The organism is Blastococcus sp. KM273128 (genome assembly GCF_021698975.1).
Classification (GTDB): domain Bacteria; phylum Actinomycetota; class Actinomycetes; order Mycobacteriales; family Geodermatophilaceae; genus Blastococcus.
On the sequence record NZ_SSXA01000006.1, the window covers coordinates 51,188 to 73,245 of the forward strand.

Consider the following 22,058-nt stretch of genomic DNA (forward strand, 5'->3'; position numbering starts at 1 on the left):
GCCGCCCGGCGGGGCTCAGTCCCGGCCCGCCGGCGGGTCCTCCTCGACGTCGAAGACGTCCTCGTCGTAGCCGCTGCCGGCGTCCTCCGCGGCAGCCCGGCCGCGCCGCACGAGCCACGGCTGCAGGTGGTCGTAGCCGCGGACGGACACCCGCCGCAGCGGCCGGACCCGGTAGCCCTCCAGCGGGCGCAACCGGTCGGCGAGCTCGCGGTCGACCAGCAGCGCGCCCGGGCGGGCCAGCGAGGTGAGCCGGCTGGCCAGGTTCACCACCGGCGAGTAGACGTCGCCGAGGCGGGTCAGGACCGCGCCGTAGGCCGCGCCGACCCGCAGCGGGGGCCGGTCCTCGGCCGCCCAGGCGTCCGGCAGCTCGAGGCCGATGTCCGCCGCGTCGGTGGCCGACCACGCGGTGAACAGGACGCCGTCCCCCACCGTCTTCACCACCCGGCCGTGGTGCCGGGCGATCACCTCCGCGGCGGTGCTCTCGAAGTCCTCGACCATCGCGCCGAGCTCGCGGCCGCCCATGCCCCGGCTGCGGAAGGTGTAGCCGACCAGGTCGGCGAAGCCGACGGCGAGCTCCCGCCGGTCGCCGGAGCCGGTGGCCGCGAGCAACCGGTCGACGTTGGCGACGAGGTGCCGGCGCCACACGTAGTCCTGCACCTCCCGCAGCCGGGGCAGCAGCGCCTGGGCGGCGGCGACCGCTCGCTCGGTGGTCGCGGCCGGGTCCTCACCGGCCCGGGCACCCCGCAGCAGGGCGTCGGCCAGCATGTCGGTCTGCCAGTCGGCCAGCCGGGACAGCGACTGCCCCATCGCCCGCGCGATGGAGGCCTCGCTGTCGGCGTCGACGAAGCCCGAGTCGATCAGCGTCGACAGCACGCCGAGGGCGGCGATGTCGGCGTCGGTGAAGGCGGGGTCGTCGTCGGCGGCGTCGGGGAAACCCAGCGCCCGCCACAGCCGCTGGGTCCGCTCCGGCGGCATCCCGGCCATCCGCCCGACATCCAGGCGGGTGTACCGGCGGGGGCCGCCGAGCAGCAGCCGCTCCAGCGCCTCGCGGGCGCCGTGGTCGGGGCCCGCCCCGGGATCGTCCATGCCCGTCGCGGACCTAGTCCGTGGTGTGGACGATCAGCACGTCGCACTGCGAGCGGCGGGAGACGTCGGCCGGGACCGACCCCAGCAGCCGGCCCTTGATCCCGCTCAACCCGCGGTTGCCGACGACGAGCAGATCGGCCTTCTCGCGGCGGACGACCTCCAGCAGCGTCTCGACCGGTGAGCCGGTGACGGCCACGGTGCGCACGTCGCCGGCGCCCGCGGCGAGCGCGCGCTCGGCGGCGGTGCGGACGGTCTCCTCGGCGGGGTGCGACCCGACGACCTGGTACGCCTCGTCACCGAGCACGTCCCGGGCGCGGGCGAGCTCGCGGTCGTCGCTCTCCGCGGGCAGGTAGGCGCAGGCGACCACGAGCGTCGCGCCGCAGGCGCCGGCCAGAGCCCCGGCCCGGGCGACGGCACGCAGCGAGGACTCCGACCCGTCGGTGCCGACGACGACCGTGGAGTAGGCGTTCACGGGCTCGCTCACGGCGCGCACTCTAGGCGACGCCGGCCGGCGGTGTGCCCGGGGTCACGGGCACCGGAGCGGTGAACGGCGGGCGACATGCGCGCGCGGGCTCCCGCATCGTCACCCCGGTGCGCTTGGATGGTCGCGACACGCGTCACCAGACGAGGAGGAGCGCCATCGCCACCCCCCACGCCCCCGCGACCGGCCCCGTGCGGGTCGAGGTCCGGGGGCTCACCAAGTCCTTCGGTTCCGTCCGGGCGGTGAGCGACCTGGGCTTCACCGTCGAGCCGGGCACGGTGACCGGGTTCCTCGGTCCCAACGGCGCCGGCAAGACGACGACGCTGCGCATGCTGCTCGGGCTGGTCCGGCCCGACGCCGGCACCGCCACCTTCGACGGCACCCCGTACACCTCCCTCCGGGAACCGGTCCGCACCGTGGGCGCGGTGCTGGAGACCGCGTTCCACCCGGCCCGCTCCGGCCGGAACCACCTGCGGGTCTACTGCCGCGCCGCCGGCCTGCCGGTGGAGCGCGCGGACGCCGTCCTGGCGCAGGTCGGCCTCGCCGACGCCGGCCGACGGCGCGCCGGCGGCTACTCGCTGGGCATGCGCCAGCGGCTCGGGCTGGCCACGGCGCTGCTGGGCGACCCGTCCGTGCTGGTGCTCGACGAGCCGGCCAACGGGCTGGACCCCGAGGGCATCCAGTGGCTGCGCGGGTTCATCCGCCACCTCGCCCACGAGCAGGGTCGCACCGTCCTCGTCTCCAGCCACCTGCTCTCCGAGGTCGAGCAGACCGTCGACCGCGTCGTCATCGTCGGCGCCGGCCGGCTGGTCCGCGAGGCGTCGATGGCACAGCTCCGCTCGGGCGCCGAGGGGGGCGGCACGGTCCTCGTGCGCAGCCCGCAGGTCGCGCGGCTGGCCGAGTCGCTGCGCGCCGACGGCATGCCCGTCACCCTCGACGGCGACGACAGCCTGACCGTCGCCGGCCGCACCACCGCCGAGGTCGGCGCCCGCGCCTTCGCCGCCGGGGTGGAGCTGCACGAGCTGCGCTCGCGCACCAGCGGCCTGGAGGAGATCTACTTCCAGCTCACCGCCGGCCAGGAGCAGTACGCCGCCGGTGCGACGTCCCCGGAGGGCTCGCGATGACCGACCTGATCCGCGCGGAGTGGACCAAGCTCTTCACGACCAGGGTCTGGCTCGGCCTGCTGCTCGGCGCCTGTGTGATGGTGATCGGCTTCGCCGTCCTGCTCACCGCGTTCGCCGGCAACCCGGAGTCCGGCATCCCGGCCGTGGGCACGCCGCTCTACGAGGAGCTGGCGATGGCCAACGCGGTCAACGTCAACGTGCTGTTCCTGATCGTGGGCATCATCGGCATGACCCAGGAGTACCGGCACCGGACGGCCACCCCGACCTTCCTGACCACCCCGCGGCGGGGCAACGTCGTGATCGCCAAGCTGCTGGCCTACGCGGTGGCGGCGGCGCTGTTCGCGCTGGTGGTGCTGGTCGTCAACTACGCGGCCGTCGCCGTCCACGCCGGCGCGCGCGGTGCCGCTCCCGCGCTCGACGCCGACAACCTGGGCACGCTCGGCAGCGCCGGGCTGGCCCTGGTCATCTACGCGATCATCGGCGTGGGGCTGGGCGCGCTGCTGCGCAACCAGGTCGGCGCCATCGTCGGCGGGCTGGTCTACCTGTTCGTCATCGAGCCGATCATCCGGTCGATCCCGGCCACCTCGGGGGCGTACAAGTGGATGCCGGGAGGTGCGCTGGAGGCCCTCACCGCGACCTTCGAGGGCCCCGACCTGCTCGAGGCCTGGCAGGGCGGCCTCCTGCTGCTCGGATACGGTCTCCTGGCGGCCCTGCTGGGCACCTTCCTGGCGGTCCGCCGCGACATCGCCTGAGGGGCCGACGCCGCCACCTCCCTGCACCGGTCGAGCGCACGCGCCGGGCAGCCCCGAACGCAGAACGGAGAACGCGTGACCACTCGCATGACCGTCCAACGGCTCGCCCGGCTGGTCGTCGACGGCGAGACCGACGCCGTCCGGTCGGCGGTCGCCGAGTCGCCGCAGCTGCTCGGGGGCGTCGTCGAGCGGGACGGGCACGGTGGCTGGACCCCCCTGCACCTGGCGGTCGCCTGCGACCGGGCGGACGTCGTCCGGGTGCTGGCCACCGCCGGGGCCGACCTCACCGCCCGCACCGACCAGCACCGCACGCCGCTGCACGTGGCGCTCGAGCACGCACCCGAGCTGGTGCCGGTGCTGGTGGAGCTGGGCGCCGTGCTCGACGCGCCCAGCGCCGCCTACCTCGACGACGTCGACCGGCTCGCCGCCGAGCTCGACGGCGGCGCGGCGCTGACCGACCCGGCCACCGGGGTCGACCTGCTGGCGTGGGCGGCCTTCGGCGGGGCCGCCGGCACCGCCCGGCTCCTGCTCGACCGGGGCGCGGACGCCGACGGCGGCGCGCTGCACGCGGCCAGCGCCGGGGGCAGCGCGGAGCTGGTCCGCCTGCTCCTCGACGCCGGTGCCGACGTCGACCGCCGCGACGCCGACACCGGCCGCACGCCGCTGCACACCGCCGTGGCGGCGGGCGCGACCGGCGACGCCCCGGAGATCGTCCGGGCGCTCCTGGACGCCGGCGCCGACGTCAACGCCACGACGCACGACGGCGCCAGCGCGCTCGACATCAGCCGCGTGGCGGCGGCCCGGCACCGGAAGGCCGACGAGGACCAGGCCAGCGGCAACGATGCGCTGGTCGAACTCCTCGTCGCCCACGGCGCCACGCACTGACCACCAGGTGGGCCGGGCACGCGGACGCCGCTCCGCACCCGGTCGGCGCCCCGGACCGGGCGTAGACTCGACACCCGGTCCAGCGACGCGCCCCTCAGCCGCAGCCCCGAGACGAAGAAGGCACTCGACCCCGTGTCAAGCGTGAGTTCATCCCGACCGTCGTCCAGCTCGTCCCCGGTCGCCGGGTTCGGCACCAACGAGTGGCTGGTCGAGGAGATGTACCAGCAGTTCCTCGCCGATCCGTCCAGCGTCGATCAGGCCTGGCACGAGTTCTTCGCCGACTACCGCCCCGGCCCGCCGGCCGGTGGCGACCGGGAGCACGCGCCCTCGGGGAACGCGGCGACGGAGCCGGCCCGGGCGGCTGCCGCACCGGCGCCGGCCTCCCCCGCTCCTGCGGCTCCCGCCCCCGCGGCGCCCGCCGCGAAGAAGCCCGACGTCCAGCGCCCGGCCGCCGGGTCCCAGCCGACGGGGAGCCAGCCCGTGCAGAAGACCGACCAGCCCGCCGCCAAGCCCGCCGCCAAGCCCGCGCCCGCGGCGCCCAAGCCGCCGGCCGGCGACGGCAAGCAGTCCCCGCTGCGCGGCGCCGCCGCCGCGGTGGTCAAGAACATGAACGCCTCGCTGACCGTGCCGACGGCGACCAGCGTGCGCGCCGTCCCGGCCAAGCTGCTGGCCGACAACCGCATCGTCATCAACAACCACCTCGCCCGGGCGCGCGGCGGCAAGATCTCGTTCACGCACCTGATCGGCTACGCGCTGGTCCGGGCGCTGGACTCGTTCCCCAACATGAACAGCGCCTTCGCCGAGGTCGACGGCAAGCCGGTGCTGGTGCAGCCCGAGCACGTCAACTTCGGGCTGGCCATCGACCTGCCGAAGCCCGACGGCTCGCGCTCGCTGGTGGTGGCCTCGATCAAGGCCGCCGAGGAGATGGACTTCGCCGGCTTCTGGGCCGGCTACGAGGACATCATCCGCCGCGCGCGGAACGGCAAGCTGACGATGGACGACTTCTCCGGCACCACGATCAGCCTGACCAACCCCGGCACGATCGGCACCAACCACTCGGTGCCGCGGCTCACCGCCGGCCAGGGCGCGATCATCGGCGTGGGCGCCATGGAGTACCCGGCCGAGTTCCAGGGGATGAGCCCCGAGGTCCTCACCGAGATGGGCGTCTCGAAGATCATCACGCTCACCTCGACCTACGACCACCGGATCATCCAGGGCGCCGAGTCCGGCGACTTCCTGCGCAAGCTGCACGCGCTGCTGCTGGGTGAGGACGGCTTCTACGACGAGGTCTTCCGCTCGCTGCGGATCCCCTACGAGCCGGTGCGCTGGATGCCGGACGTGCGGATCACGCGCGAGGGGCAGATCGACAAGGAAGCCCGGGTCATCGAGGTCATCGAGTCCTACCGGCGCAACGGCCACCTCATGGCCGACACCGACCCGCTCGAGTTCAAGGTCCGCACCCACCCCGACCTGGACATCCTCCAGCACGGGCTCACGCTGTGGGACCTCGACCGGCAGTTCCCGGTGGGCGGGTTCGCCGGCGAGCGGCTCATGGCGCTGCGGGACATCCTCGGCGTGCTGCGCAACTCCTACTGCCGCACCGTCGGCGTGGAGTACATGCACATCACCGATCCCGAGGAGCGCGAGTGGCTCCAGCAGCGGATCGAGGTCAAGCACGCCCAGCCCGACCGCGAGAAGCAGAAGCACGTGCTCGGCCGGCTCAACGCCGCCGAGGCCTTCGAGACCTTCCTGCAGACCAAGTACGTCGGCCAGAAGCGCTTCAGCCTCGAGGGCGGCGAGTCGGTCATCCCGATCCTCGACGAGGTGCTGATCGCCGGCACCGACCACGGCCTCGACGAGGTCGCGATCGCGATGGCCCACCGCGGCCGGCTCAACGTGCTCGCCAACGTGCTCGGCAAGAGCTACGCCAAGATCTTCGGCGAGTTCGAGGGCAACATCGACCCGGGCACCGTCCAGGGCTCCGGCGACGTGAAGTACCACCTCGGCGCCACCGGCAAGTTCCGCAACCCGTTCCAGCCCGACGCCGAGATCGCCGTCTCGCTGGCCAGCAACCCCAGCCACCTGGAGACGGTGAACCCCGTCCTGGAGGGCATCGTCCGCGCCAAGCAGGACATGATCGACAAGGGCGAGCAGGGCTTCACGGTGCTGCCCGTGCTGCTGCACGGCGACTCCGCGTTCGCCGGCCAGGGCGTGGTGCAGGAGACGCTGAACCTCTCCCAGCTGCGCGGCTACCGCACCGGCGGCACGGTGCACGTGGTCATCAACAACCAGGTCGGCTTCACGACCAGCCCCGGCTCGGCGCGCTCGACGCTCTACTCGACCGACGTCGCCCGGATGGTCAACGCCCCGATCTTCCACGTCAACGGCGACGACCCCGAGGCCTGCGTCCGGGTGGCGCGGCTGGCGGTCGAGTACCGGCAGCAGTTCAAGAAGGACGTCGTCATCGACCTCGTCTGCTACCGCCGCCGCGGGCACAACGAGGGCGACGACCCCTCGATGACGCAGCCGCAGATGTACGACATCATCGACCGCAAGCGCTCGGTCCGGAAGCTCTACACCGAGGCGCTCGTCGGCCGCGGCGACATCACGCTCGAGGAGGCCGAGGAGGCCCTCAAGGACTACCGCGGCCAACTGGAGCGGGCGTTCGCCGAGACCCACGACGCGCAGGACTCCTCCAAGCCGGAGCCGGTCATGGACCCGCGCACGCCGCAGGAGTCCACCGTGCAGACGGCGATCTCGCAGGAGGTCCTCAAGACCATCGGCGACGCGCACGTCTCCTTCCCGCCGGACTTCACCCCGCACCCCAAGCTGCAGAAGATGCTGGAGAAGCGGGCCGCGATGGCCAGCGAGGGCGGCATCGACTGGGCCATGGGCGAGCTCCTGGCCTTCGGCTCGCTGCTGATGGAGGGCGTGCCGGTCCGGCTGGCCGGGCAGGACTCCCGCCGCGGCACGTTCGTGCAGCGCCACTCGGTGCTCATCGACCGGGAGAACGGCGCGGAGTACACGCCGCTGGCCAACCTCACCGAGGAGCAGGCCAAGTTCTTCGTCTACGACTCGCTGCTGAGCGAGTACGCCGCGCTCGGCTTCGAGTACGGCTACTCGGTGGCCAACCCCAAGGCGCTGGTGCTCTGGGAGGCGCAGTTCGGGGACTTCGTCGACGGCGCCCAGATGGTCATCGACGAGTTCATCAGCTCCGGCGAGGCGAAGTGGGGGCAGCGCTCCGGCGTCGTCCTGCTGCTGCCGCACGGCATGGAGGGGCAGGGCCCCGACCACTCCAGCGGCCGGATCGAGCGGTTCCTGCAGCTGTCGGCGGAGAACAACATGACCGTCGCCAACTGCACCACCCCCGGCAACTACTTCCACCTGCTCCGCCGCCAGGCGCTCTCGGACGTGCACCGGCCGCTGGTCGTCTTCACGCCCAAGTCGCTGCTGCGGGCCAAGGCGGCGGTCAGCCCGGTCGAGGCGTTCACCGAGGAGAACTTCCGCCCGGTGCTGCCCGACACCGGTGTGGGCGGTGAGCCGCTGGACGGCTCCGCGGTGCGGCGGGTGCTGCTGTGCAGCGGCAAGGTCGCCTACGACCTGATGGCCCAGCGGGAGAACGAGGGCACCGCCGACACCGCGATCGTCCGCGTCGAGCAGCTCTACCCGCTGCCGGCCGAGCAGATCCGTGCGGAGCTCGAGCGTTACCCGAACGCCTCGGACGTGGTCTGGGTGCAGGAGGAGCCGGCGAACATGGGCGCCTGGCAGTTCATGGCGGTCAACCTGCCCGAGGAGCTGCCCGAGGGCCGCACCCTCCGGCGGGTCAGCCGCCGGGCGTCGGCGAGCCCCGCGGTCGGCTCGGCGAAGGTGCACGAGGTCGAGCAGCGCAAGCTGGTCGCCGAGGCCTTCGCGGACTGACCCACGCCTCGGCGCGACCACCTCCGACGCCCGGCCCCCGATCACCTCGGGAGCCGGGCGTCGTAGGTTCTCCGGCATGTACTTCACCGACCGGGGCCTCGAGGAGCTGGCCGAGCGGCGCGGCGAGGAGCAGGTCACCCTGGCCTGGCTCGCCGACCAGATGCAGGCGTTCGTCGACCAGCACCCCGACTTCGAGGTGCCCGTCGAGCGGCTGGCCACGTGGCTGGCCCGCGGCGGCACGGACGACGACGAATGACACCGCGGTCCTCCGGACCGCACCGCGGTGACATCGCGATCCTCCCGATCGCACCGCGGCCAGGTGCCCTCCCGCACATGAGCTGAGCCCGTCCGCGCAGCCGCGGCGAGGAGCCTCCGGCTCCGTCCCCGCGTCTCGCCCCGCGCGGGGCGGCTCGGGCCGGTTGCCGCGCGCCTACCTCGCGCCCCCACACCGCCCCGGCACTCTGGGTGAATGCTCGGTCACTCCCACGCGCTCTCCGGCCTCGCCGCGGGCGCGGCGACGCTGCCGTGGGCGCCCGTGCACGGCGCCGTCGCCCAGGGGGCCTGGGTGGCCGCCGTCGGCGGGTTCGCGATGCTCCCCGACCTCGACCACCGCAACTCCACCGTGTCGGACATGTGGGGGCCCGTCACCGATGTGCCGGCCGGGGCGATCGGTGCGCTGGCGGGCGGTCACCGCTGGGGCACGCACGACGCCGTCCTCGCGCCGATCGCCTTCGGGGCGCTCGCGGTGGCGGCCTCCGGCGCCTTCTGGTCCAGCCTCCTCCTGATGGCGCTGGCCATCGGGCTCGCGCTGCGCGCCCTGCACTTCGTCATCCCGGGCCGCGCCGAGACGACGATCCTGGGCAACCTGCTGCTGTCGTGGGGTGGCGCCTGGCTGCTGCTGGACCACACCGGCAGCCCGTCCTGGCTGCCCTGGGCGGTCGCGGCCGGTGTGCTCACCCACGTCGTCGGGGACGCGATCACCACCGCCGGGGTGCCCGTGCCGCTGCTCTGGCTGGTCAAGCGCAAGCGCTTGGCGCTCTCGCCCATCCGCACCGGCGCCACCGTGGAACGGGTCGCGCTGGTGCCGCTGTTCGTCGTCGCCACCGTCGTCCTCGCCTACACCAACACCGACCTGCACACCGCGCTGGACCCGCTCGTGGACCGGTTCCTCAGCGCGGGCTGAGCCGCCTCACGGCCGCGGGTTCGTGCGCGTCCACCCGCGGTCGTCGCGCCGGGCGCCCTGACCGGCCCGGCAGCGGCGGCACACCGCCTGCACCTCCTCGGCGTGCCGGCCGGACTCCGGCTGGACGTCCGGCCAGCCGACGTGCGGGAAGCGGGTGAGCCGCGAGCGGCTCAGCGACAACCCGCAGACCGTCTCGTTGCGCCCGCGTTCCCAGGCGTGCACCTCCCCGGCGGGGTACCGAGTCCCGTCGTCGGGATCGACCCACGTGCCGGTCGCGGCCACCGCTGCCATGGGCGCTCCCTACCCGGAACCAGGCGCCGGGGTAAACAGGTCGCCGCCGGCCGGGCACCGCCGGAGAATGCAGCGGGTGGAGCGACTCTCGGACAAGCTGCTGAACTGGGCGAGCATCCTCGACGACGAGACCCGCCGGCAGGCCGAGCGCACCGCCTTCCTCGACATCGTCACCCCGCACGTCGCGCTCATGCCGGATGCCCACCTAGACAAGGGCGCCACCGTCGGCTCGGTGCTGCCCACCCGGCGGGCGATCATCCCGGCCGCGGTCGGCGTCGACATCGGCTGCGGCATGATCGCCGTCCGCACCCCCTGGTCGGTGGACGAGGTGCGGGCCCGCGGCCCGCTCGCCCCGCTGCGCGGCGACATCGAGCGCGCCGTCCCGCTGTCGGCCGGCCGCTACAACAAGAAGCTCACCGAGACCGCCCGCCGCCGGGTCGCCGAGCTCGAGGCGACGGCCGACGAGCTCGGCGACGGCGTGCTGCGCTCGGTGACGACGACCGCCCCGAACTGGGCGCTGCAGCTGGGCAGCTTGGGATCGGGCAACCACTTCATCGAGGTGACCGCCGACGAGGGTGACCGGGTCTGGCTCTTCCTGCACTCCGGCAGCCGCGGGGTGGGCAACAGGATCGCCCAGAAGCACATCGCGATCGCGCAGGAGCGGGCGCGCCGGGACGGCCTGGACCTGCCCGACCGCGACCTCGCCTGGCTGGACGAGGGCACCCCGGAGTTCGACCGCTACATCGCCGAGCTGCGCTGGGCCCAGCACTTCGCGCTGCTCAACCGCGAGGAGATGGTGGACCGGGTCGCCGACTGCCTGGCCCGGCACATGCGCGCCGACGCGACGCCCCGGCTCGAGCAGGTCAACTGCCACCACAACTTCACCCAGCTCGAGCGGCACTTCGGCGAGGAGCTGTGGGTGTCGCGCAAGGGCGCCATCCAGGCGGAGCAGGGGCAGGCCGGCCTCATCCCCGGCTCGATGGGGACGGCGAGCTACGTGGTCACCGGCCGGGGCAACCCCGAGTCGCTGAACAGCTCCCCGCACGGGGCCGGGCGGGTGTTCTCGCGCACGAGGGCCCGCAAGACGTTCACGCGGGCCCAGCTCGAGGAGTCGATGCGCGGGATCGAGTGGCGGCACAGCGACGCGTTCCTCGACGAGATCCCGGCGGCGTACAAGGACGTCGACGTCGTGATGGCCGACGCCGCCGATCTGGTGGCGGTCCGGCACACGCTGCGCCAGCTGGTGAACGTCAAGGGCGACTGACGTCCGCTACCGTCTCGAACTCGTGACCGCCGTCTCACCGGGCGCCCGGCTGACCCGGGGCACGCACCTGGGCTACGCCACGGGCTCGATCGGGACGGCGGCGTTCGGCACGGTCCCCGGGCTGCTGCTCCTCTACTACCTGACCGACGTGCTCGGCGTGGCCGCGGGGATCGCCGGCCTGGTGGTGTTCGCGCCCAAGGCCTGGGACGTGCTGCTCAACCCCTGGATCGGCAACCGCTCGGACCGCACCGAGAGCCGCTGGGGGCCCCGCCGGCCGTGGATGCTGGCCGGCGGGGTCACCCTGCCCCCGCTGTTCGTCCTGGTGTTCGCGGGCCCGGGTGCCCCGCCGGGGGTGGCCGCGGCCTGGGTGGCGGTCACCTTCCTGCTCGCCGCCACCGCCTACGGCTGCTTCCAGGTCCCCTACGTCGCCCAGCCGGCGGAGATCACCGACGACCCCGACGAGCGGTCGGCGCTGATGTCGTGGCGGGTCGCCGCGCTCGCGGTCGGGATCCTGCTGGCCGGCGCGGGCGCACCCGCCGTCGTCGACGCCTTCGGGGGCGGCCGCGCCGGGCACCTGGCCATGGCAGTGTTCGTCGCCGCGCTGCTGGCCCTGGGCATGCTCGGCGCCGTCGTCGGCACCCGGCACGCCCCGACGCTGACCCGGGTGCGCAGCGAGGGGCGGCTCGGCGACACCGTGCGTCTGGCGTGGCGCTCCCGGCCGTTCCGGGTGCTGCTCACCGGCTTCGTCGTCCAGGCGCTCGGCATCGGCGTGATGCTGGCCGGGGTCCCCTACTTCTCCGAGCAGGTGCTCGGCGACCCTGCCGCGGGCACGCTGCTGTTCGCCGCGCTGGTCGGCCCCGCCCTCCTCGTCATGCCGCTGTGGCTGCGGGTGGGCCGCCGGGTGGGCAAGCGCGCCGGCCTGCTGACCTCCTCGGGGCTGTTCACCGGGGCCGCGGGCGCGCTCGCCGTCGTCCCGACCGGCGGCACGGGGATCGCGGTCGCCCTCGTGGTCCTGGTGGGCGCCGGCTACGCGGGCATGCAGATGTTCCCGCTCGCGATGCTGCCCGACGTCATCGCCGCCGACGAGGCCGCCTCCGGCGCGCGCCGGGCGGGCGTCTTCACCGGCGTCTGGACGGCGGCGGAGACGCTGGGTCTGGCCGTCGGCCCCGGGCTGCTCGGCGGGCTGCTCGCGGTCGCCGGTTACGTCTCCTCCACCGGCGGCGAGGTCGTCGCCCAGCCCTCCGGCGCCGTGCTCGCCGTCCGCATCGGTTTCACCCTGGTCCCCGCCCTCCTCGTGCTCGTCAGCCTGCCCGTGCTCGCCCGCTACCGGCTCGACGCCGTCCCCACCCAGGAGGTCCCGTGACGCCGCAGGACGTGCTCGCCGAGCTGACCGCGCTGCAGCGCGGCGACGTGCCCACCCACGGCGGGGCGACGATGGCCTACGTCTACGACTCGGGGCTCGCCGAGGTCGACCAGCTCGCCGCGGCCGCGCAGGCCGCGTTCCAGTGGACCAACGCGCTCGACCCGACCGCCTTCCCCAGCGTCGCCCGCATCGAGAACGACCTGGTCGGGGCCGCGCTCGGGCTGCTGGGGGGCGGTCCGGACGCCGTCGGGACGCTCACCAGCGGCGGCACGGAGAGCTGCCAGCTCGCCGTCCTGGCCGCGCGCGAGCACTGGCGCGCCCGCGGCGGCGGAGGGCGGCCGCGCATGCTCCTGCCCGTCACCGCCCACGCCGCCTTCCGGAAGGCCGCGCACCTGTTCGACGTCGAGGTCGTCGACATCCCGGTCGACCCGGTGACCTGCCGGGCCGACCCCTCGGCGGTGGCCCGCGAGCTGGACGAGCGCGCGGTGCTGGTGGTCGTGAGCGCACCGTCGTACCCGCACGGCGTCCTCGACCCGGTCGGGGAGGTCGCGGGGCTCGCGGCCGCCGCCGGGGTGCCCTGCCACGTGGACGCCTGCATCGGCGGGTGGGTGCTGCCGTTCCTCGGCGACGTCCCCGAGCCGTTCGACCTCTCGGTAGCTGGCGTGACGTCGCTCTCGGTGGACCTGCACAAGTACGGCTACGCCCCCAAGGGCGTCTCCCTGCTGCTGACCGCCACACCCGAGCTGCGGCACGCGCACTGGTTCAGCACCGCGGGCTGGCCCGGCTACCCGGTCGTCAACCCGACCCTGGCCGGCACCCGCCCCGCCGGAGCGATGGCCGCCGCCTGGGCGGTGCACCGCTGGCTGGGCACCGACGGGTACCGGGAGCTGGCCCGCCGCGCGCGGGCGGCGACCGTGCGGCTCGCCGCCGGGGCGGCGGCGATCGAGGGGCTCCGGGTCGTCGGCCGGCCGGTCGCCACGCTGGTCGCGCTGGCCGCGGACGGCCCCGCCGGCGTCGACGTCCTGCACCTCGCCGACGAGATGACCGCGCGCGGCTGGCTGCTCCAGCCCCAGCCGCCCTTCGCCCAGGACGGCGGCGACCTCCCCGCCACCCTGCACCTCACGGTCACGGCGGCGACCGCCGGCCGGGTGGAGGCGCTGCTGGCGGACCTCCGCGACGCCGCGCGAGCCGCGGCCGTCCTCCCGCGCCCCGTGCCGGACCCGGGGCTGGTCGCCGCGGCCGCCACGATCGACCCGGCGGCGCTGACGGTCGCCGAGGTGGAGGCGCTCCTGGAGCTGGCCGGGGTCTCCGGCGGGTCGCTGCCCGAGCGCATGGCCCCGGTGCACGCCCTGGTGGCGGCGCTCCCCCGGCCGGTCGCCGAGCGGCTGCTCGCCGGCGTGCTGGGCCGGGTCTACCGCCCGGAGCTCAGCGGGTGACGCCCTGGTCCCGGGCGCAGGCGGCCACGGCCTCGGCGACGGCGGTGGCCACCCGGCGGTCCAGCGGGCTCGGGACGATGTAGTCCGCCCGCAGGTCCTCGCCGACGACACCGGCGATCGCGGAGGCGGCCGCGAGCTTCATCTCCTCGGTGATCCGGGTGGCGCCGGCGTCGATCGCCCCGCGGAAGACGCCGGGGAACGCCAGCACGTTGTTGATCTGGTTGGGCAGGTCGCTGCGGCCGGTGGCGACGACGGCGGCGTGCCTGGCGGCCATTTCCGGGTCGACCTCGGGAATCGGGTTGGCCAGCGAGAACACGATCGCGTCGTCGGCCATCGAGGCGATCGCCGCCTCGGGCACCGAGCCACCGGAGACGCCGAGGTACACGTCGGCTCCCTCGAGCGCGGCCGCCATCGTGCCGGCGAAGCCCGACCGGTTGGTGTTCTCGACCAGCCACTGCTTGGTGCCGGTGACCTCGCGCCCCGCATGCAGGATGCCCTGCGAGTCGGCGACGGCGATCTCGCCCACCCCCGCCTCGAGCAGGATCTTGGTGCAGGCGACGCCGGCCGCCCCGGCGCCGGAGACGACGACCCGCAGGTCGGCGAGGTCCCGGCCCACCACCCGCGCGGCGTTGCGCAGCGCGGCGAGCACCACGATCGCCGTCCCGTGCTGGTCGTCGTGCATGACCGGGATGTCCAGGCGGTCGCGCAGCCGGGCCTCGATCTCGAAGCAGCGGGGGGCGCTTATGTCCTCCAGGTTGATGCCGCCGAAGGACGGTGCGATCGCCGCGACCGTCTCGACGATCTCGTCCACGTCGGTGGTGGCGAGCACGATCGGCACCGCCGAGAGCCCGGCGAACTCGCTGAACAGGCAGGCCTTGCCCTCCATGACCGGCAGCGAGGCCACCGGCCCGATGTCGCCGAGGCCGAGCACCGCGGTGCCGTCGGAGACCACGGCGACGACGCGGGGGGCCCAGGTGAACCGGCGGGCCAGGTCGGGCTCGGCGGCGATCGCGCTGGAGACCCGGGCGACCCCCGGGGTGTAGGTGAGGGCGAGGTCGGCGATCGAGCCGATGGAGCGGGTCGAGGACACCGAGAGCTTGCCGCCCTCGTGCACCGCGAACGCCGGGTCGGAGGCGAAACGGTCGGTGCCGACGTGGTCCCCGGAGGCCGCATTTCCGCTCATGGGCACAGCAGCGTAAACCCGGCCGACCGGGGCTCTGTCGCTACGGTGCGGTCGTGCAGATCCGCGAGCTCGCCGTGCCCGACAGTTTCGTGATCGACCTGACGGCTCACGGGGACACGCGGGGCCGTTTCACCGAGTGGTACCGCGCCGACCTGCTGTCCCAGGCAGTGGGACACCCGCTCTCCCTCGCCCAGGCCAACCACAGCGTCTCGGCGGCCGGCGCGCTGCGGGGGGTGCACTTCGCCCTCGTGCCCCCCGGTCAGGCCAAGTACGTCTACTGCCCGGCCGGCCGGGTGCTCGACGTCGTCGTCGACGTCCGGGTCGGCTCGCCCACCTTCGGGGCGCACGACACCGTGCTGCTCGACAGCGGGCGGCCGCGGGCGGTCTACCTCGCCGAGGGGCTCGGGCACGCCTTCCTCTCCCTGGCCGACGGCAGCTCGGTCACCTACCTGGTGTCCTCCCCCTACGACCCCGCCCGCGAGTTCGGCGTCTCCCCGCTCGACCCCGACCTCGCCCTGCCGTGGCCGGCCGACGTCGCGCCGGAGCTGTCGGCGAAGGACCGCGCGGCGCCCACCCTCGCCGAGGCCCGGGAGCAGGGGCTGCTGCCGACGATGGCGGAGTGCACCCAGCGGTACGCGCGGCTACGCGGCGCCTGACCCGGGCGGCGGGGACAGCCGGCCCGGACGCGGCCACAGCCGCCCCACCACCCGGCCGACGACGGCGGCGGTCCCGAACGCGCGGCTGTCGTCGGCGACGAGGGGGTTGTCGCCCTCGACCCAGTGCCCGCCCTCGACGGCGCGGCGCACCCGCTTGACCACCAGCAGCTCCGGCCGGGCCGGGAAACGGGCCAGCACGACGTCGCCCGCGCGCACGGCCGCACCGGCCCGCAGCCGGCGGACGAGCAGGCGGTCCCCGTGGCGGACCGTCGGCGACATCGACGGGCCGCTCACCCGGGCCAGCACCCAGCGCGTCGCCAGCCCGGGGACGCCCTCCGGACCGCGACCGGCCGACGTGTTCGCGCTGATCACCGCGGGTAGGGTCGCAGAAGATCCATCCCCACGAACCCGGAGGCACCTCCCATGCGTCTGTTCCGCATGTTCTCCGCCGTGGAGGCCACCGCGCACTGCGACCTCCCCTGCGGCGTGTACGACCCGGCCCAGGCCCGCATCGAGGCCGAGTCGGTCAAGGCCATCCAGGAGAAGTACCAGAGCAACGAGGACCCGGTCTACCGGACCCGGGCGATCATGATCAAGGAGCAGCGGGCGGACCTGGTCAAGCACCACCTGTGGGTGCTGTGGACCGACTACTTCAAGCCCCCGCACTTCGAGAAGTACCCGCAGCTGCACGAGCTGTTCAACAAGGCCACCAAGCAGGCGGGCGCCGCCGGCGGCAAGGGCAGCATGGACCCGGCCGAGGGCCAGAAGCTGCTCGACTACATCGCCGAGATCGACAAGATCTTCTGGGAGACCAAGGCCGCGGCCTGAAAGAGGACCCCGTCCTCCTCACCCCTCGCAGGTTCGGGGTGAGCCTCGGGACGGGGCCGTTCCAGCACGTCACCGGCCGGCGACCCCGAGGGGTCGCCGGCCGGTGACGTTCCCGGGCACCGATGAGTTCCGGGCGCGGCCCCCGTCCCTCCTGGGACCGTCCGCGACCCGAGGAGCGACCATGGCCATCCGGCTCAACCCCTACCTGCACTTCGCCGGCGACGCCCGCGCCGCGATGGAGTTCTACCGCTCGGTGATGGGCGGGGAGCTGGAGGTGATGACCTTCGGTGACGCCGGCGGTGGTGGCGGCGAGTACCCCGACGACGGCGTCATGCACGCCTTCCTCCGCACCGACGCCGGCCTGGAGCTCATGGCCTCCGACGGGCACGACCCGGCGGCAGGCGGGCCGGACAAGGTCTCCTGCTCCCTGTCGGGCGACGACACCGAGACCCTCACCCGGTACTTCGAGGAGCTCTCCGCCGGCGGCACCGTCGACGTGCCGTTCGAGAAGCAGGTCTGGGGCGACACGTTCGGGCAGGTCACCGACCGGTTCGGCATCCGCTGGCTGGTGAACGCCGCCACACCCGCCACCTGAGCCCCGGGCGTCGTCGCCGGACCCGGTGGTCCGGCGACGGCGCGACCCGGCGCGAGCGCCCCCGGTAGCGTGGGGGCCACCATGCGCATCGACCCCGCCGGCTGGCCCTTCATCGCCGGCCCGCTGACCCCGGCCGCCCTGCTCGCCGCCGGCGCCCGGGTCACGGGTCGCCGCTGGCCCCGCCTCACCGCCTGGCCCCTGCTCGGTCTGGCCGCCTACATGGCGGTCTTCTTCCGCGACCCCGACCGCCGGTGCGACACCACGCCCCCCGGTCCGGACGACGTCCTCTCGCCCGCCGACGGCGTGGTCATGGTCGCCGGTGAGCCGCAGGAAGGCGTGGCCCCGGGCGACGCCCCCGAGGGCGGCTGGCAGCAGGTGAGCGTCTTCCTGTCCGTCGTCGACGTGCACGTCAACCGCTCCCCCTACCGCGGGGAGGTGGTCGAGAGCTCCTACCGCAAGGGCAGCTTCCTGGCGGCCTACCGCAAAGAGTCGGCGCACCGCAACGAGCGCAGCGAGATCCGGCTCCGCGACGGCGAGCGCACGGTGGTCTTCCGGCAGATCGTCGGCGTGCTGGCGCGCCGGATCGTGACCCGCACCGGGGTCGGCCGGACGCTGGCGACGGGGGAACGGATGGGGCTGATGAAGTTCGGCTCGCGCATGGACGTGTTCGTGCCGCGCGAGTGCACCATCACCGTGACGGAGGGACAGCGCGTGCGGGGCGGCGAGAGCGTCATCGCCCGCTGGCCCGACACCCGCTGAGGCCCGCGGTGCCGACACGGCGCACGGCCACCGTGGAGTTCGTGCGGGGCTCGGTGCGCGGCAGCCGCCGGCGGGCGCTGGCCACCCTGCCCAGCCTGTTCACCCTGGGCAACATGATGTGCGGTTTCGCCGCCATCCTGGTCTCCATCCGCGGCGACCACGGCCTGGCCGCCGTCCTCATCGGGCTCTCGGTGCTGTTCGACATCACCGACGGCGCCGTCGCGCGACTGGTGGGCGCGGTGACCCCCTTCGGCCTGCAGTTCGACTCGCTGGCCGACCTGGTCTCCTTCGGCCTGGCACCGGCGCTGCTGGCCTTCACGCTGTTCTCCGAGGGCCGCGACGAGTGGGACCCGCTGGGCTGGGTGGTGTGCTTCCTCTGGGTGGCGTGCGCGGCGATCCGGCTCGCCCGGTTCAACACCACGATCGACCCCACCGCCGACAAGCGGTACTTCACCGGCATGCCCAGCCCCGGCGCGGCCGGCGTCGTCCTCGCCTCCGTGTTCGCCTTCGGCGACGACATGCAGGGCCGCGACCGGCTCTGGGTGCTGCTCGTGGTCGCCGTCCCGGCGGTGCTGATGGTCACCAACATCCGGTTCCGCTCCTTCCGGTCGCTGGTCAGCCCGAAGAGCGGCCGCCCGTACGGGCTGGTCGCCACCGCGGTGCTGCTGGTGGTCGGCTTCGCCCTGTTCCCCGTGGTCACCGGTTGCGTGCTGGCCTACGGCTACCTGCTGGCCCCGGTCCTGGTACCGGTGCTCTCACCGCTGGGCCGGCTGGTGCCGGAGCGGCTGAAGGAGTCGCTCTCGTGACCGTGCGGCCGATCCGTCCGGACGACGTCCCCGCGGTCGTGGGGCTGGTGCGCGAACTCGCCGAGTACGAGCGCGCGCTGCACGAGGTCCGGCTCACCGAGGAGCAGCTCACCGCCTGCCTGTTCGGCGACTCGCCCGCCCTCTTCGGCCACGTGGCGGACGTCGACGGCGAGGTGGTCGGCGTGGCGCTGTGGTTCCTCAACTTCTCCACCTGGCGCGGCACCCACGGCGTGTACCTCGAGGACCTCTACGTCCAGCCGCAGCACCGGGGCTCCGGCCTCGGCAAGGAGCTGCTGCGCACCCTCGCGGCGGTGTGCGTCGAGCGCGGCTACAGCCGGCTGGAGTGGTCGGTGCTGGACTGGAACACCCCGTCGATCGAGTTCTACCGCGCCGTCGGCGCGGTCCCGATGGACGGGTGGACGGTGTTCCGCCTGACCGACGACGCGCTGTCCAGGTTCGCATCCGTGGAGGGGACGACCGGACCGCTAGCGTCTCCGTCATGACCGACCGGCGCGGGGGCACGCCTCAGCCGGTCCAGGGCGATCGCGACTCGCTGGTCGGCCCCGCGGTGGACACGGCCGAGCAGCTGCTCGACGAGCACGGGGAGTTCTTCCCGTGCTCGTCGACGCTGACGGCTGACGGGGAGATCGGCTTCGCCCACGGCGACCCGGGGCTTGGTGAGCGGCCGCCGTCGCAGGCCGTGCCGGAGCTCCTGCACGCCGGCGCCGTCGCCGAGCGCGACCCGATCCGTGCCGTCGCCTTCGTCGCCGACGTCCGGCACGAGGGCTCCGACGCCGTCCGGGTCGAGCTGGAACACCGCGACGGAGGTCCGGCCCTGGCGGTGCCGGCGCCGCACTCGCTCCGAGGGATCATCCGGAAGCGCGCGCGCTTCGCCGACCTCCACCTGGCCGAGGGCACACCTCGCACGTGGCACTGACCGAGGGATGAGCACCATGACCACCGAACGCGGACCGATCGAGTGCTGGCTGACCGACATGGACGGGGTGCTCGTCCACGAGGGGAACGCGCTGCCCGGCGCCAAGGAGTTCCTCGACCGGCTGGTCGAGCGGCGCCGGCGCTTCCTCGTGCTCACCAACAACTCCATCTTCACGCCGCGCGACCTGGCGGCCCGGCTGAGCCGCACCGGCCTGCTCGTGCCGGAGGAGGCGATCTGGACCTCGGCGCTGGCGACCGCGGACTTCCTCGCCACGCAGCTCCCCGGCGGCTCGGCCTACGTCATCGGCGAGGCGGGGCTCACCACCGCGATGCACGAGGTCGGCTACGTCATGACCGACACCGACCCGGACTACGTCGTCCTGGGCGAGACGCGCACGTACTCCTTCGAGGCGATCACCCGCGCGATCCGGCTCGTCGAGGGCGGCGCGCGCTTCATCGCGACCAACCCCGACGTCACCGGCCCCTCCCCCGAGGGCCCGCTCCCGGCAACCGGGTCGGTGGCCGCGATGATCACGGCGGCGACCGGCGCGAAGCCCTACTTCGTGGGCAAGCCCAACCCGATGATGTTCCGCAGCGCGATGAACCGGATCGAGGCGCACTCGGAGTCCACGATCATGGTCGGGGACCGGATGGACACCGACGTCGTCGCGGGCATCGAGGCGGGGCTGGAGACGGTGCTGGTGCTCTCCGGTTCCACCGCGGAGCACGAGATCAGCCGCTTCCCGTTCCGGCCGAGCCGCGTCTGCGACTCCATCGCCGACGTCATCGACCTCGTCTGAGTAGCCCGACCGCCCCTCAGCGGTCCTCGTAGGCCAGCCGCGAGTCCGGCGCCGCGAGCAGGTACAGCACCGCCCCCACCAGCGCCAGGATCGGCAGACCGATCAGCGGCTGCTGCGCGGAGAAGGCGAGGGTGAACCCGGTGAGCCCGAGGAACAGCTGGAGGGCCACCACCGGGGCGCGGGCCCAGTCCGCCACCCGCCAGAGCCCGCGCGCGGCCGCGAGGAGCAGGCCGGCGGCCAGCGCCGCCAGCACCACCTCGGCGAGGGCGCGCGGCACGCTCTCCGCGTTGCCGGTCAGCGTGAGGTAGAGCAGCACCAGGGTCAGGACGCCGAAGGCGAGCCCCTCCAGCGCCACCACGAGCGCCGCCCGGCGCAGCGACGGCGGCGCCTGCCTCCCCGGCGCGGCGGGGCGCGCCACCGGCTGCGCCACCGACGCACCGAACAGCCGGTCGGCGAGGCGACGGGGCGGCGGGGCGGGCGTGCCGCGGTCCTCGGTCACACCGGCGAGACTACGCGGCAGGCCGCTTCGCCCGGTCCGCGCCGACGACCTCCGCCGTGCACCGCGATCCCCCTGGTTAGCCTGGCGGCATGCGCGCGCTCGTGGTCGTCAACCCTGCGGCCACGACCACCACGGCCAAGATGCGCGACGTGCTGGTCGGCGCCCTGGCCAGCGAGCTGAAGGTCGACGTCGCCGAGACGACCCACCGCGGGCACGGTCACGAGCTGGGCGCCTCGGCCGCCGGGGACGGTTTCGACGTCGTCGTCGCGCTCGGGGGCGACGGCACGGTCAACGAGGTGGTCAACGGCCTGCTCGCGCGGGGCCCCGGGCCGGGGGTGCCCGCGCTGGCGGTGGTGCCCGGCGGCTCGACCAACGTGTTCTCCCGCGCGCTGGGCCGGTCCCGGGACCCGGTGGAGGCGACCGCGGAGATCCTCGCCTCGCTGCGCACCGGCCGCACCCGCTCGGTCTCTCTCGGCACGGCCAGCGCCACCGGCACCAGCACCGCCGCGGTCACCGGGGTGGCGCCGTCGGCGGCGGAGGCGGTCGCCCGCGCCGACGCCGCCGCCGACGGCCCGGGGTGGACCGACCCCCGCTGGTTCGTCTTCGCCGCCGGTTTCGGCTTCGACGCCGAGGTGATCGCGCGGGTCGAGGCCCGTCGCGCGCGGGGCCGGCGGTCCACCGGCGCCCTCTACGTCCGCGAGGGCACCAGCGCCTTCCTCTTCGGCCGCGAGCGGCGTCGGCCGGCCATGACCCTCCAGGTCCCGGGCGAGCCGCCCGTCGAGGAGCTTTTCCTCTGCCTGGTCTCCAACGTCAGCCCCTGGACCTACCTGGGGGCCCGGCCGGTCAACCCGACCCCGCAGGCCTCCTTCGACACGGGGTTGGACGTCTTCGCCCTGGGGCGCACCGGCACCGCCCGGATGCTGCGCGCGCTGCGCCAGACCATGCGCCCCGAGCCCGACCTGCGCGGTCGCGGCCTGCACCGGTGGCACGACCTGCAGGAGCTGACCGTCACGGCGGTGCGGCCGCAGGGCTGGCAGGTCGACGGCGACCACCTCGGGACCGCCACGGGGCTGCGGATCACCAACGTCCCGCACGCGCTGCGGGTCATCGCCTGAGACCACCTCCGCGCGCATTCGACAAGGGTTTTCCTCCCGCCGGGTGGCGGGCCTAGCACGGGCGTGGTGAAGTTGCTCACGCGGGGGTCAGCGCTGAC

The 22,058-nt window shown here is 74.3% G+C and carries 24 protein-coding genes; 18 read left to right on the forward strand and 6 right to left on the reverse strand.

Annotated features, from left to right (window positions below):
• Positions 1-15 precede the first annotated feature (15 nt).
• Together E9529_RS03120 and E9529_RS03125 are read right to left on the reverse strand one after the other, a co-directional pair.
• Complete coding sequence (locus tag E9529_RS03120; RefSeq protein ID WP_236829642.1) at positions 16-1,086, reverse strand: adenylate/guanylate cyclase domain-containing protein; 1,071 nt, start codon at positions 1,084-1,086, stop codon at positions 16-18.
• A 13-nt stretch (positions 1,087-1,099) separates the two neighbouring features.
• Entirely contained in the window at positions 1,100-1,570 is a 471-nt protein-coding gene (locus E9529_RS03125; RefSeq protein WP_236829643.1) for a universal stress protein, read from the reverse strand.
• A 239-nt stretch (positions 1,571-1,809) separates the two neighbouring features.
• On the opposite strand from E9529_RS03125, the gene E9529_RS03130 reads away from it, so the two are divergent.
• The 6 genes from E9529_RS03130 to E9529_RS03155 all read left to right on the forward strand — a co-directional run bounded on the left by E9529_RS03130 (position 1,810) and on the right by E9529_RS03155 (position 9,429).
• A complete protein-coding gene (locus tag E9529_RS03130) occupies positions 1,810-2,691 on the forward strand; it encodes an ATP-binding cassette domain-containing protein (protein WP_236829644.1) in 882 nt (293 codons plus the stop codon).
• Positions 2,688-3,443: an ABC transporter permease gene (locus E9529_RS03135; protein WP_236829645.1), complete on the forward strand. Its 756-nt coding sequence runs from the start codon at positions 2,688-2,690 to the stop codon at positions 3,441-3,443. The genes E9529_RS03130 and E9529_RS03135 overlap by 4 nt, the downstream gene beginning before the upstream one ends.
• 75 nt (positions 3,444-3,518) lie before the next feature.
• Positions 3,519-4,328: an ankyrin repeat domain-containing protein gene (locus E9529_RS03140; protein ID WP_236829646.1), complete on the forward strand. Its 810-nt coding sequence runs from the start codon at positions 3,519-3,521 to the stop codon at positions 4,326-4,328.
• A gap of 132 nt (positions 4,329-4,460) precedes the next feature.
• Positions 4,461-8,246 carry a multifunctional oxoglutarate decarboxylase/oxoglutarate dehydrogenase thiamine pyrophosphate-binding subunit/dihydrolipoyllysine-residue succinyltransferase subunit gene (locus E9529_RS03145; protein ID WP_374201305.1) on the forward strand — a complete coding sequence of 1,262 codons (3,786 nt, stop codon included), beginning with the start codon at positions 4,461-4,463 and terminating at the stop codon, positions 8,244-8,246.
• Positions 8,247-8,322: 76 nt separating this feature from the next.
• Complete coding sequence (locus tag E9529_RS03150; RefSeq protein WP_236829648.1) at positions 8,323-8,502, forward strand: DUF6104 family protein; 180 nt, start codon at positions 8,323-8,325, stop codon at positions 8,500-8,502.
• 213 nt (positions 8,503-8,715) lie between these two features.
• Positions 8,716-9,429, forward strand: coding sequence for a metal-dependent hydrolase (locus E9529_RS03155; protein ID WP_236829649.1), 714 nt, complete (start codon positions 8,716-8,718; stop codon positions 9,427-9,429).
• 6 nt (positions 9,430-9,435) lie between these two features.
• Here the strand turns inward: E9529_RS03155 and E9529_RS03160 are convergent, their stop codons facing one another.
• On the reverse strand, positions 9,436-9,720 hold the full coding sequence (locus E9529_RS03160) for a hypothetical protein (RefSeq protein ID WP_236829650.1): 285 nt from the start codon (positions 9,718-9,720) through the stop codon (positions 9,436-9,438).
• 67 nt (positions 9,721-9,787) lie between these two features.
• Here E9529_RS03160 and E9529_RS03165 point away from each other — a divergent pair, with 67 nt between their 5' ends.
• From E9529_RS03165 to E9529_RS03175, 3 genes are read left to right on the forward strand one after another with little or no spacing between them, the layout of a single operon-like run.
• A complete protein-coding gene (locus E9529_RS03165) occupies positions 9,788-10,984 on the forward strand; it encodes an RtcB family protein (protein ID WP_236829651.1) in 1,197 nt (398 codons plus the stop codon).
• Positions 10,985-11,006: 22 nt separating this feature from the next.
• Positions 11,007-12,347: an MFS transporter gene (locus E9529_RS03170; RefSeq protein WP_236829652.1), complete on the forward strand. Its 1,341-nt coding sequence runs from the start codon at positions 11,007-11,009 to the stop codon at positions 12,345-12,347.
• Positions 12,344-13,783, forward strand: coding sequence for an aminotransferase class V-fold PLP-dependent enzyme (locus E9529_RS03175; RefSeq protein ID WP_236829653.1), 1,440 nt, complete (start codon positions 12,344-12,346; stop codon positions 13,781-13,783). The genes E9529_RS03170 and E9529_RS03175 overlap by 4 nt, the downstream gene beginning before the upstream one ends.
• Here E9529_RS03175 and E9529_RS03180 read toward each other — a convergent pair.
• On the reverse strand, positions 13,773-14,966 hold the full coding sequence (locus E9529_RS03180) for an NADP-dependent malic enzyme (RefSeq protein ID WP_236829654.1): 1,194 nt from the start codon (positions 14,964-14,966) through the stop codon (positions 13,773-13,775). The genes E9529_RS03175 and E9529_RS03180 overlap by 11 nt on opposite strands.
• A gap of 53 nt (positions 14,967-15,019) precedes the next feature.
• Between E9529_RS03180 and E9529_RS03185 the strand changes: the two genes are divergently transcribed.
• Complete coding sequence (locus tag E9529_RS03185) at positions 15,020-15,622, forward strand: dTDP-4-dehydrorhamnose 3,5-epimerase family protein (RefSeq protein WP_236829655.1); 603 nt, start codon at positions 15,020-15,022, stop codon at positions 15,620-15,622.
• Here E9529_RS03185 and E9529_RS03190 read toward each other — a convergent pair.
• Complete coding sequence (locus tag E9529_RS03190; protein WP_236829656.1) at positions 15,608-15,994, reverse strand: S26 family signal peptidase; 387 nt, start codon at positions 15,992-15,994, stop codon at positions 15,608-15,610. The two genes, E9529_RS03185 and E9529_RS03190, sit on opposite strands and share 15 nt — an antisense overlap.
• A gap of 51 nt (positions 15,995-16,045) precedes the next feature.
• Here E9529_RS03190 and sodN point away from each other — a divergent pair, with 51 nt between their 5' ends.
• The 7 genes from sodN to E9529_RS03225 all read left to right on the forward strand — a co-directional run bounded on the left by sodN (position 16,046) and on the right by E9529_RS03225 (position 20,346).
• Positions 16,046-16,450, forward strand: coding sequence for a superoxide dismutase, Ni (sodN, locus tag E9529_RS03195; RefSeq protein ID WP_222194002.1), 405 nt, complete (start codon positions 16,046-16,048; stop codon positions 16,448-16,450).
• A gap of 181 nt (positions 16,451-16,631) precedes the next feature.
• Positions 16,632-17,045, forward strand: coding sequence for a VOC family protein (locus E9529_RS03200; RefSeq protein ID WP_236829657.1), 414 nt, complete (start codon positions 16,632-16,634; stop codon positions 17,043-17,045).
• Between the two features lie 81 nt (positions 17,046-17,126).
• On the forward strand, positions 17,127-17,804 hold the full coding sequence (locus E9529_RS03205; protein ID WP_236829658.1) for a phosphatidylserine decarboxylase: 678 nt from the start codon (positions 17,127-17,129) through the stop codon (positions 17,802-17,804).
• Between the two features lie 8 nt (positions 17,805-17,812).
• Positions 17,813-18,610, forward strand: coding sequence for a CDP-diacylglycerol--serine O-phosphatidyltransferase (gene pssA / locus E9529_RS03210; RefSeq protein WP_236829659.1), 798 nt, complete (start codon positions 17,813-17,815; stop codon positions 18,608-18,610).
• Positions 18,607-19,113 (forward strand): GNAT family N-acetyltransferase, encoded by a 507-nt coding sequence (locus E9529_RS03215; protein ID WP_236829660.1) that lies wholly within the window; start codon positions 18,607-18,609, stop codon positions 19,111-19,113. Before pssA ends, E9529_RS03215 begins: the two co-directional genes overlap by 4 nt.
• Entirely contained in the window at positions 19,110-19,547 is a 438-nt protein-coding gene (locus E9529_RS03220) for a hypothetical protein (RefSeq protein WP_236829661.1), read from the forward strand. Before E9529_RS03215 ends, E9529_RS03220 begins: the two co-directional genes overlap by 4 nt.
• A 16-nt stretch (positions 19,548-19,563) precedes the next feature.
• Positions 19,564-20,346 (forward strand): HAD-IIA family hydrolase, encoded by a 783-nt coding sequence (locus tag E9529_RS03225; RefSeq protein WP_236829662.1) that lies wholly within the window; start codon positions 19,564-19,566, stop codon positions 20,344-20,346.
• 16 nt (positions 20,347-20,362) lie between these two features.
• Here E9529_RS03225 and E9529_RS03230 read toward each other — a convergent pair whose 3' ends face one another.
• Positions 20,363-20,845: a hypothetical protein gene (locus E9529_RS03230; protein ID WP_236829663.1), complete on the reverse strand. Its 483-nt coding sequence runs from the start codon at positions 20,843-20,845 to the stop codon at positions 20,363-20,365.
• Between the two features lie 89 nt (positions 20,846-20,934).
• On the opposite strand from E9529_RS03230, the gene E9529_RS03235 reads away from it, so the two are divergent.
• On the forward strand, positions 20,935-21,960 hold the full coding sequence (locus E9529_RS03235) for a diacylglycerol kinase family protein (protein ID WP_236829664.1): 1,026 nt from the start codon (positions 20,935-20,937) through the stop codon (positions 21,958-21,960).
• Positions 21,961-22,058 lie beyond the last annotated feature (98 nt).

What these genes read in the sequence shown, in the direction of transcription:
- E9529_RS03200 (WP_236829657.1), top strand. Translation starts at nt 16,632, where the DNA reads ATGGCCATCCGGCTCAACCCCTACCTGCACTTCGCCGGCGACGCCCGC.
- E9529_RS03220 (WP_236829661.1), top strand. Translation starts at nt 19,110, where the DNA reads ATGACCGACCGGCGCGGGGGCACGCCTCAGCCGGTCCAGGGCGATCGC.
- E9529_RS03180 (WP_236829654.1), bottom strand. Translation starts at nt 14,966, where the DNA reads ATGAGCGGAAATGCGGCCTCCGGGGACCACGTCGGCACCGACCGTTTC.
- E9529_RS03150 (WP_236829648.1), top strand. Translation starts at nt 8,323, where the DNA reads ATGTACTTCACCGACCGGGGCCTCGAGGAGCTGGCCGAGCGGCGCGGC.
- E9529_RS03235 (WP_236829664.1), top strand. Translation starts at nt 20,935, where the DNA reads ATGCGCGCGCTCGTGGTCGTCAACCCTGCGGCCACGACCACCACGGCC.
- E9529_RS03165 (WP_236829651.1), top strand. Translation starts at nt 9,788, where the DNA reads ATGCAGCGGGTGGAGCGACTCTCGGACAAGCTGCTGAACTGGGCGAGC.
- E9529_RS03155 (WP_236829649.1), top strand. Translation starts at nt 8,716, where the DNA reads ATGCTCGGTCACTCCCACGCGCTCTCCGGCCTCGCCGCGGGCGCGGCG.
- E9529_RS03225 (WP_236829662.1), top strand. Translation starts at nt 19,564, where the DNA reads ATGACCACCGAACGCGGACCGATCGAGTGCTGGCTGACCGACATGGAC.
- sodN (WP_222194002.1), top strand. Translation starts at nt 16,046, where the DNA reads ATGCGTCTGTTCCGCATGTTCTCCGCCGTGGAGGCCACCGCGCACTGC.
- E9529_RS03160 (WP_236829650.1), bottom strand. Translation starts at nt 9,720, where the DNA reads ATGGCAGCGGTGGCCGCGACCGGCACGTGGGTCGATCCCGACGACGGG.
- E9529_RS03205 (WP_236829658.1), top strand. Translation starts at nt 17,127, where the DNA reads ATGCGCATCGACCCCGCCGGCTGGCCCTTCATCGCCGGCCCGCTGACC.
- E9529_RS03135 (WP_236829645.1), top strand. Translation starts at nt 2,688, where the DNA reads ATGACCGACCTGATCCGCGCGGAGTGGACCAAGCTCTTCACGACCAGG.
- E9529_RS03120 (WP_236829642.1), bottom strand. Translation starts at nt 1,086, where the DNA reads ATGGACGATCCCGGGGCGGGCCCCGACCACGGCGCCCGCGAGGCGCTG.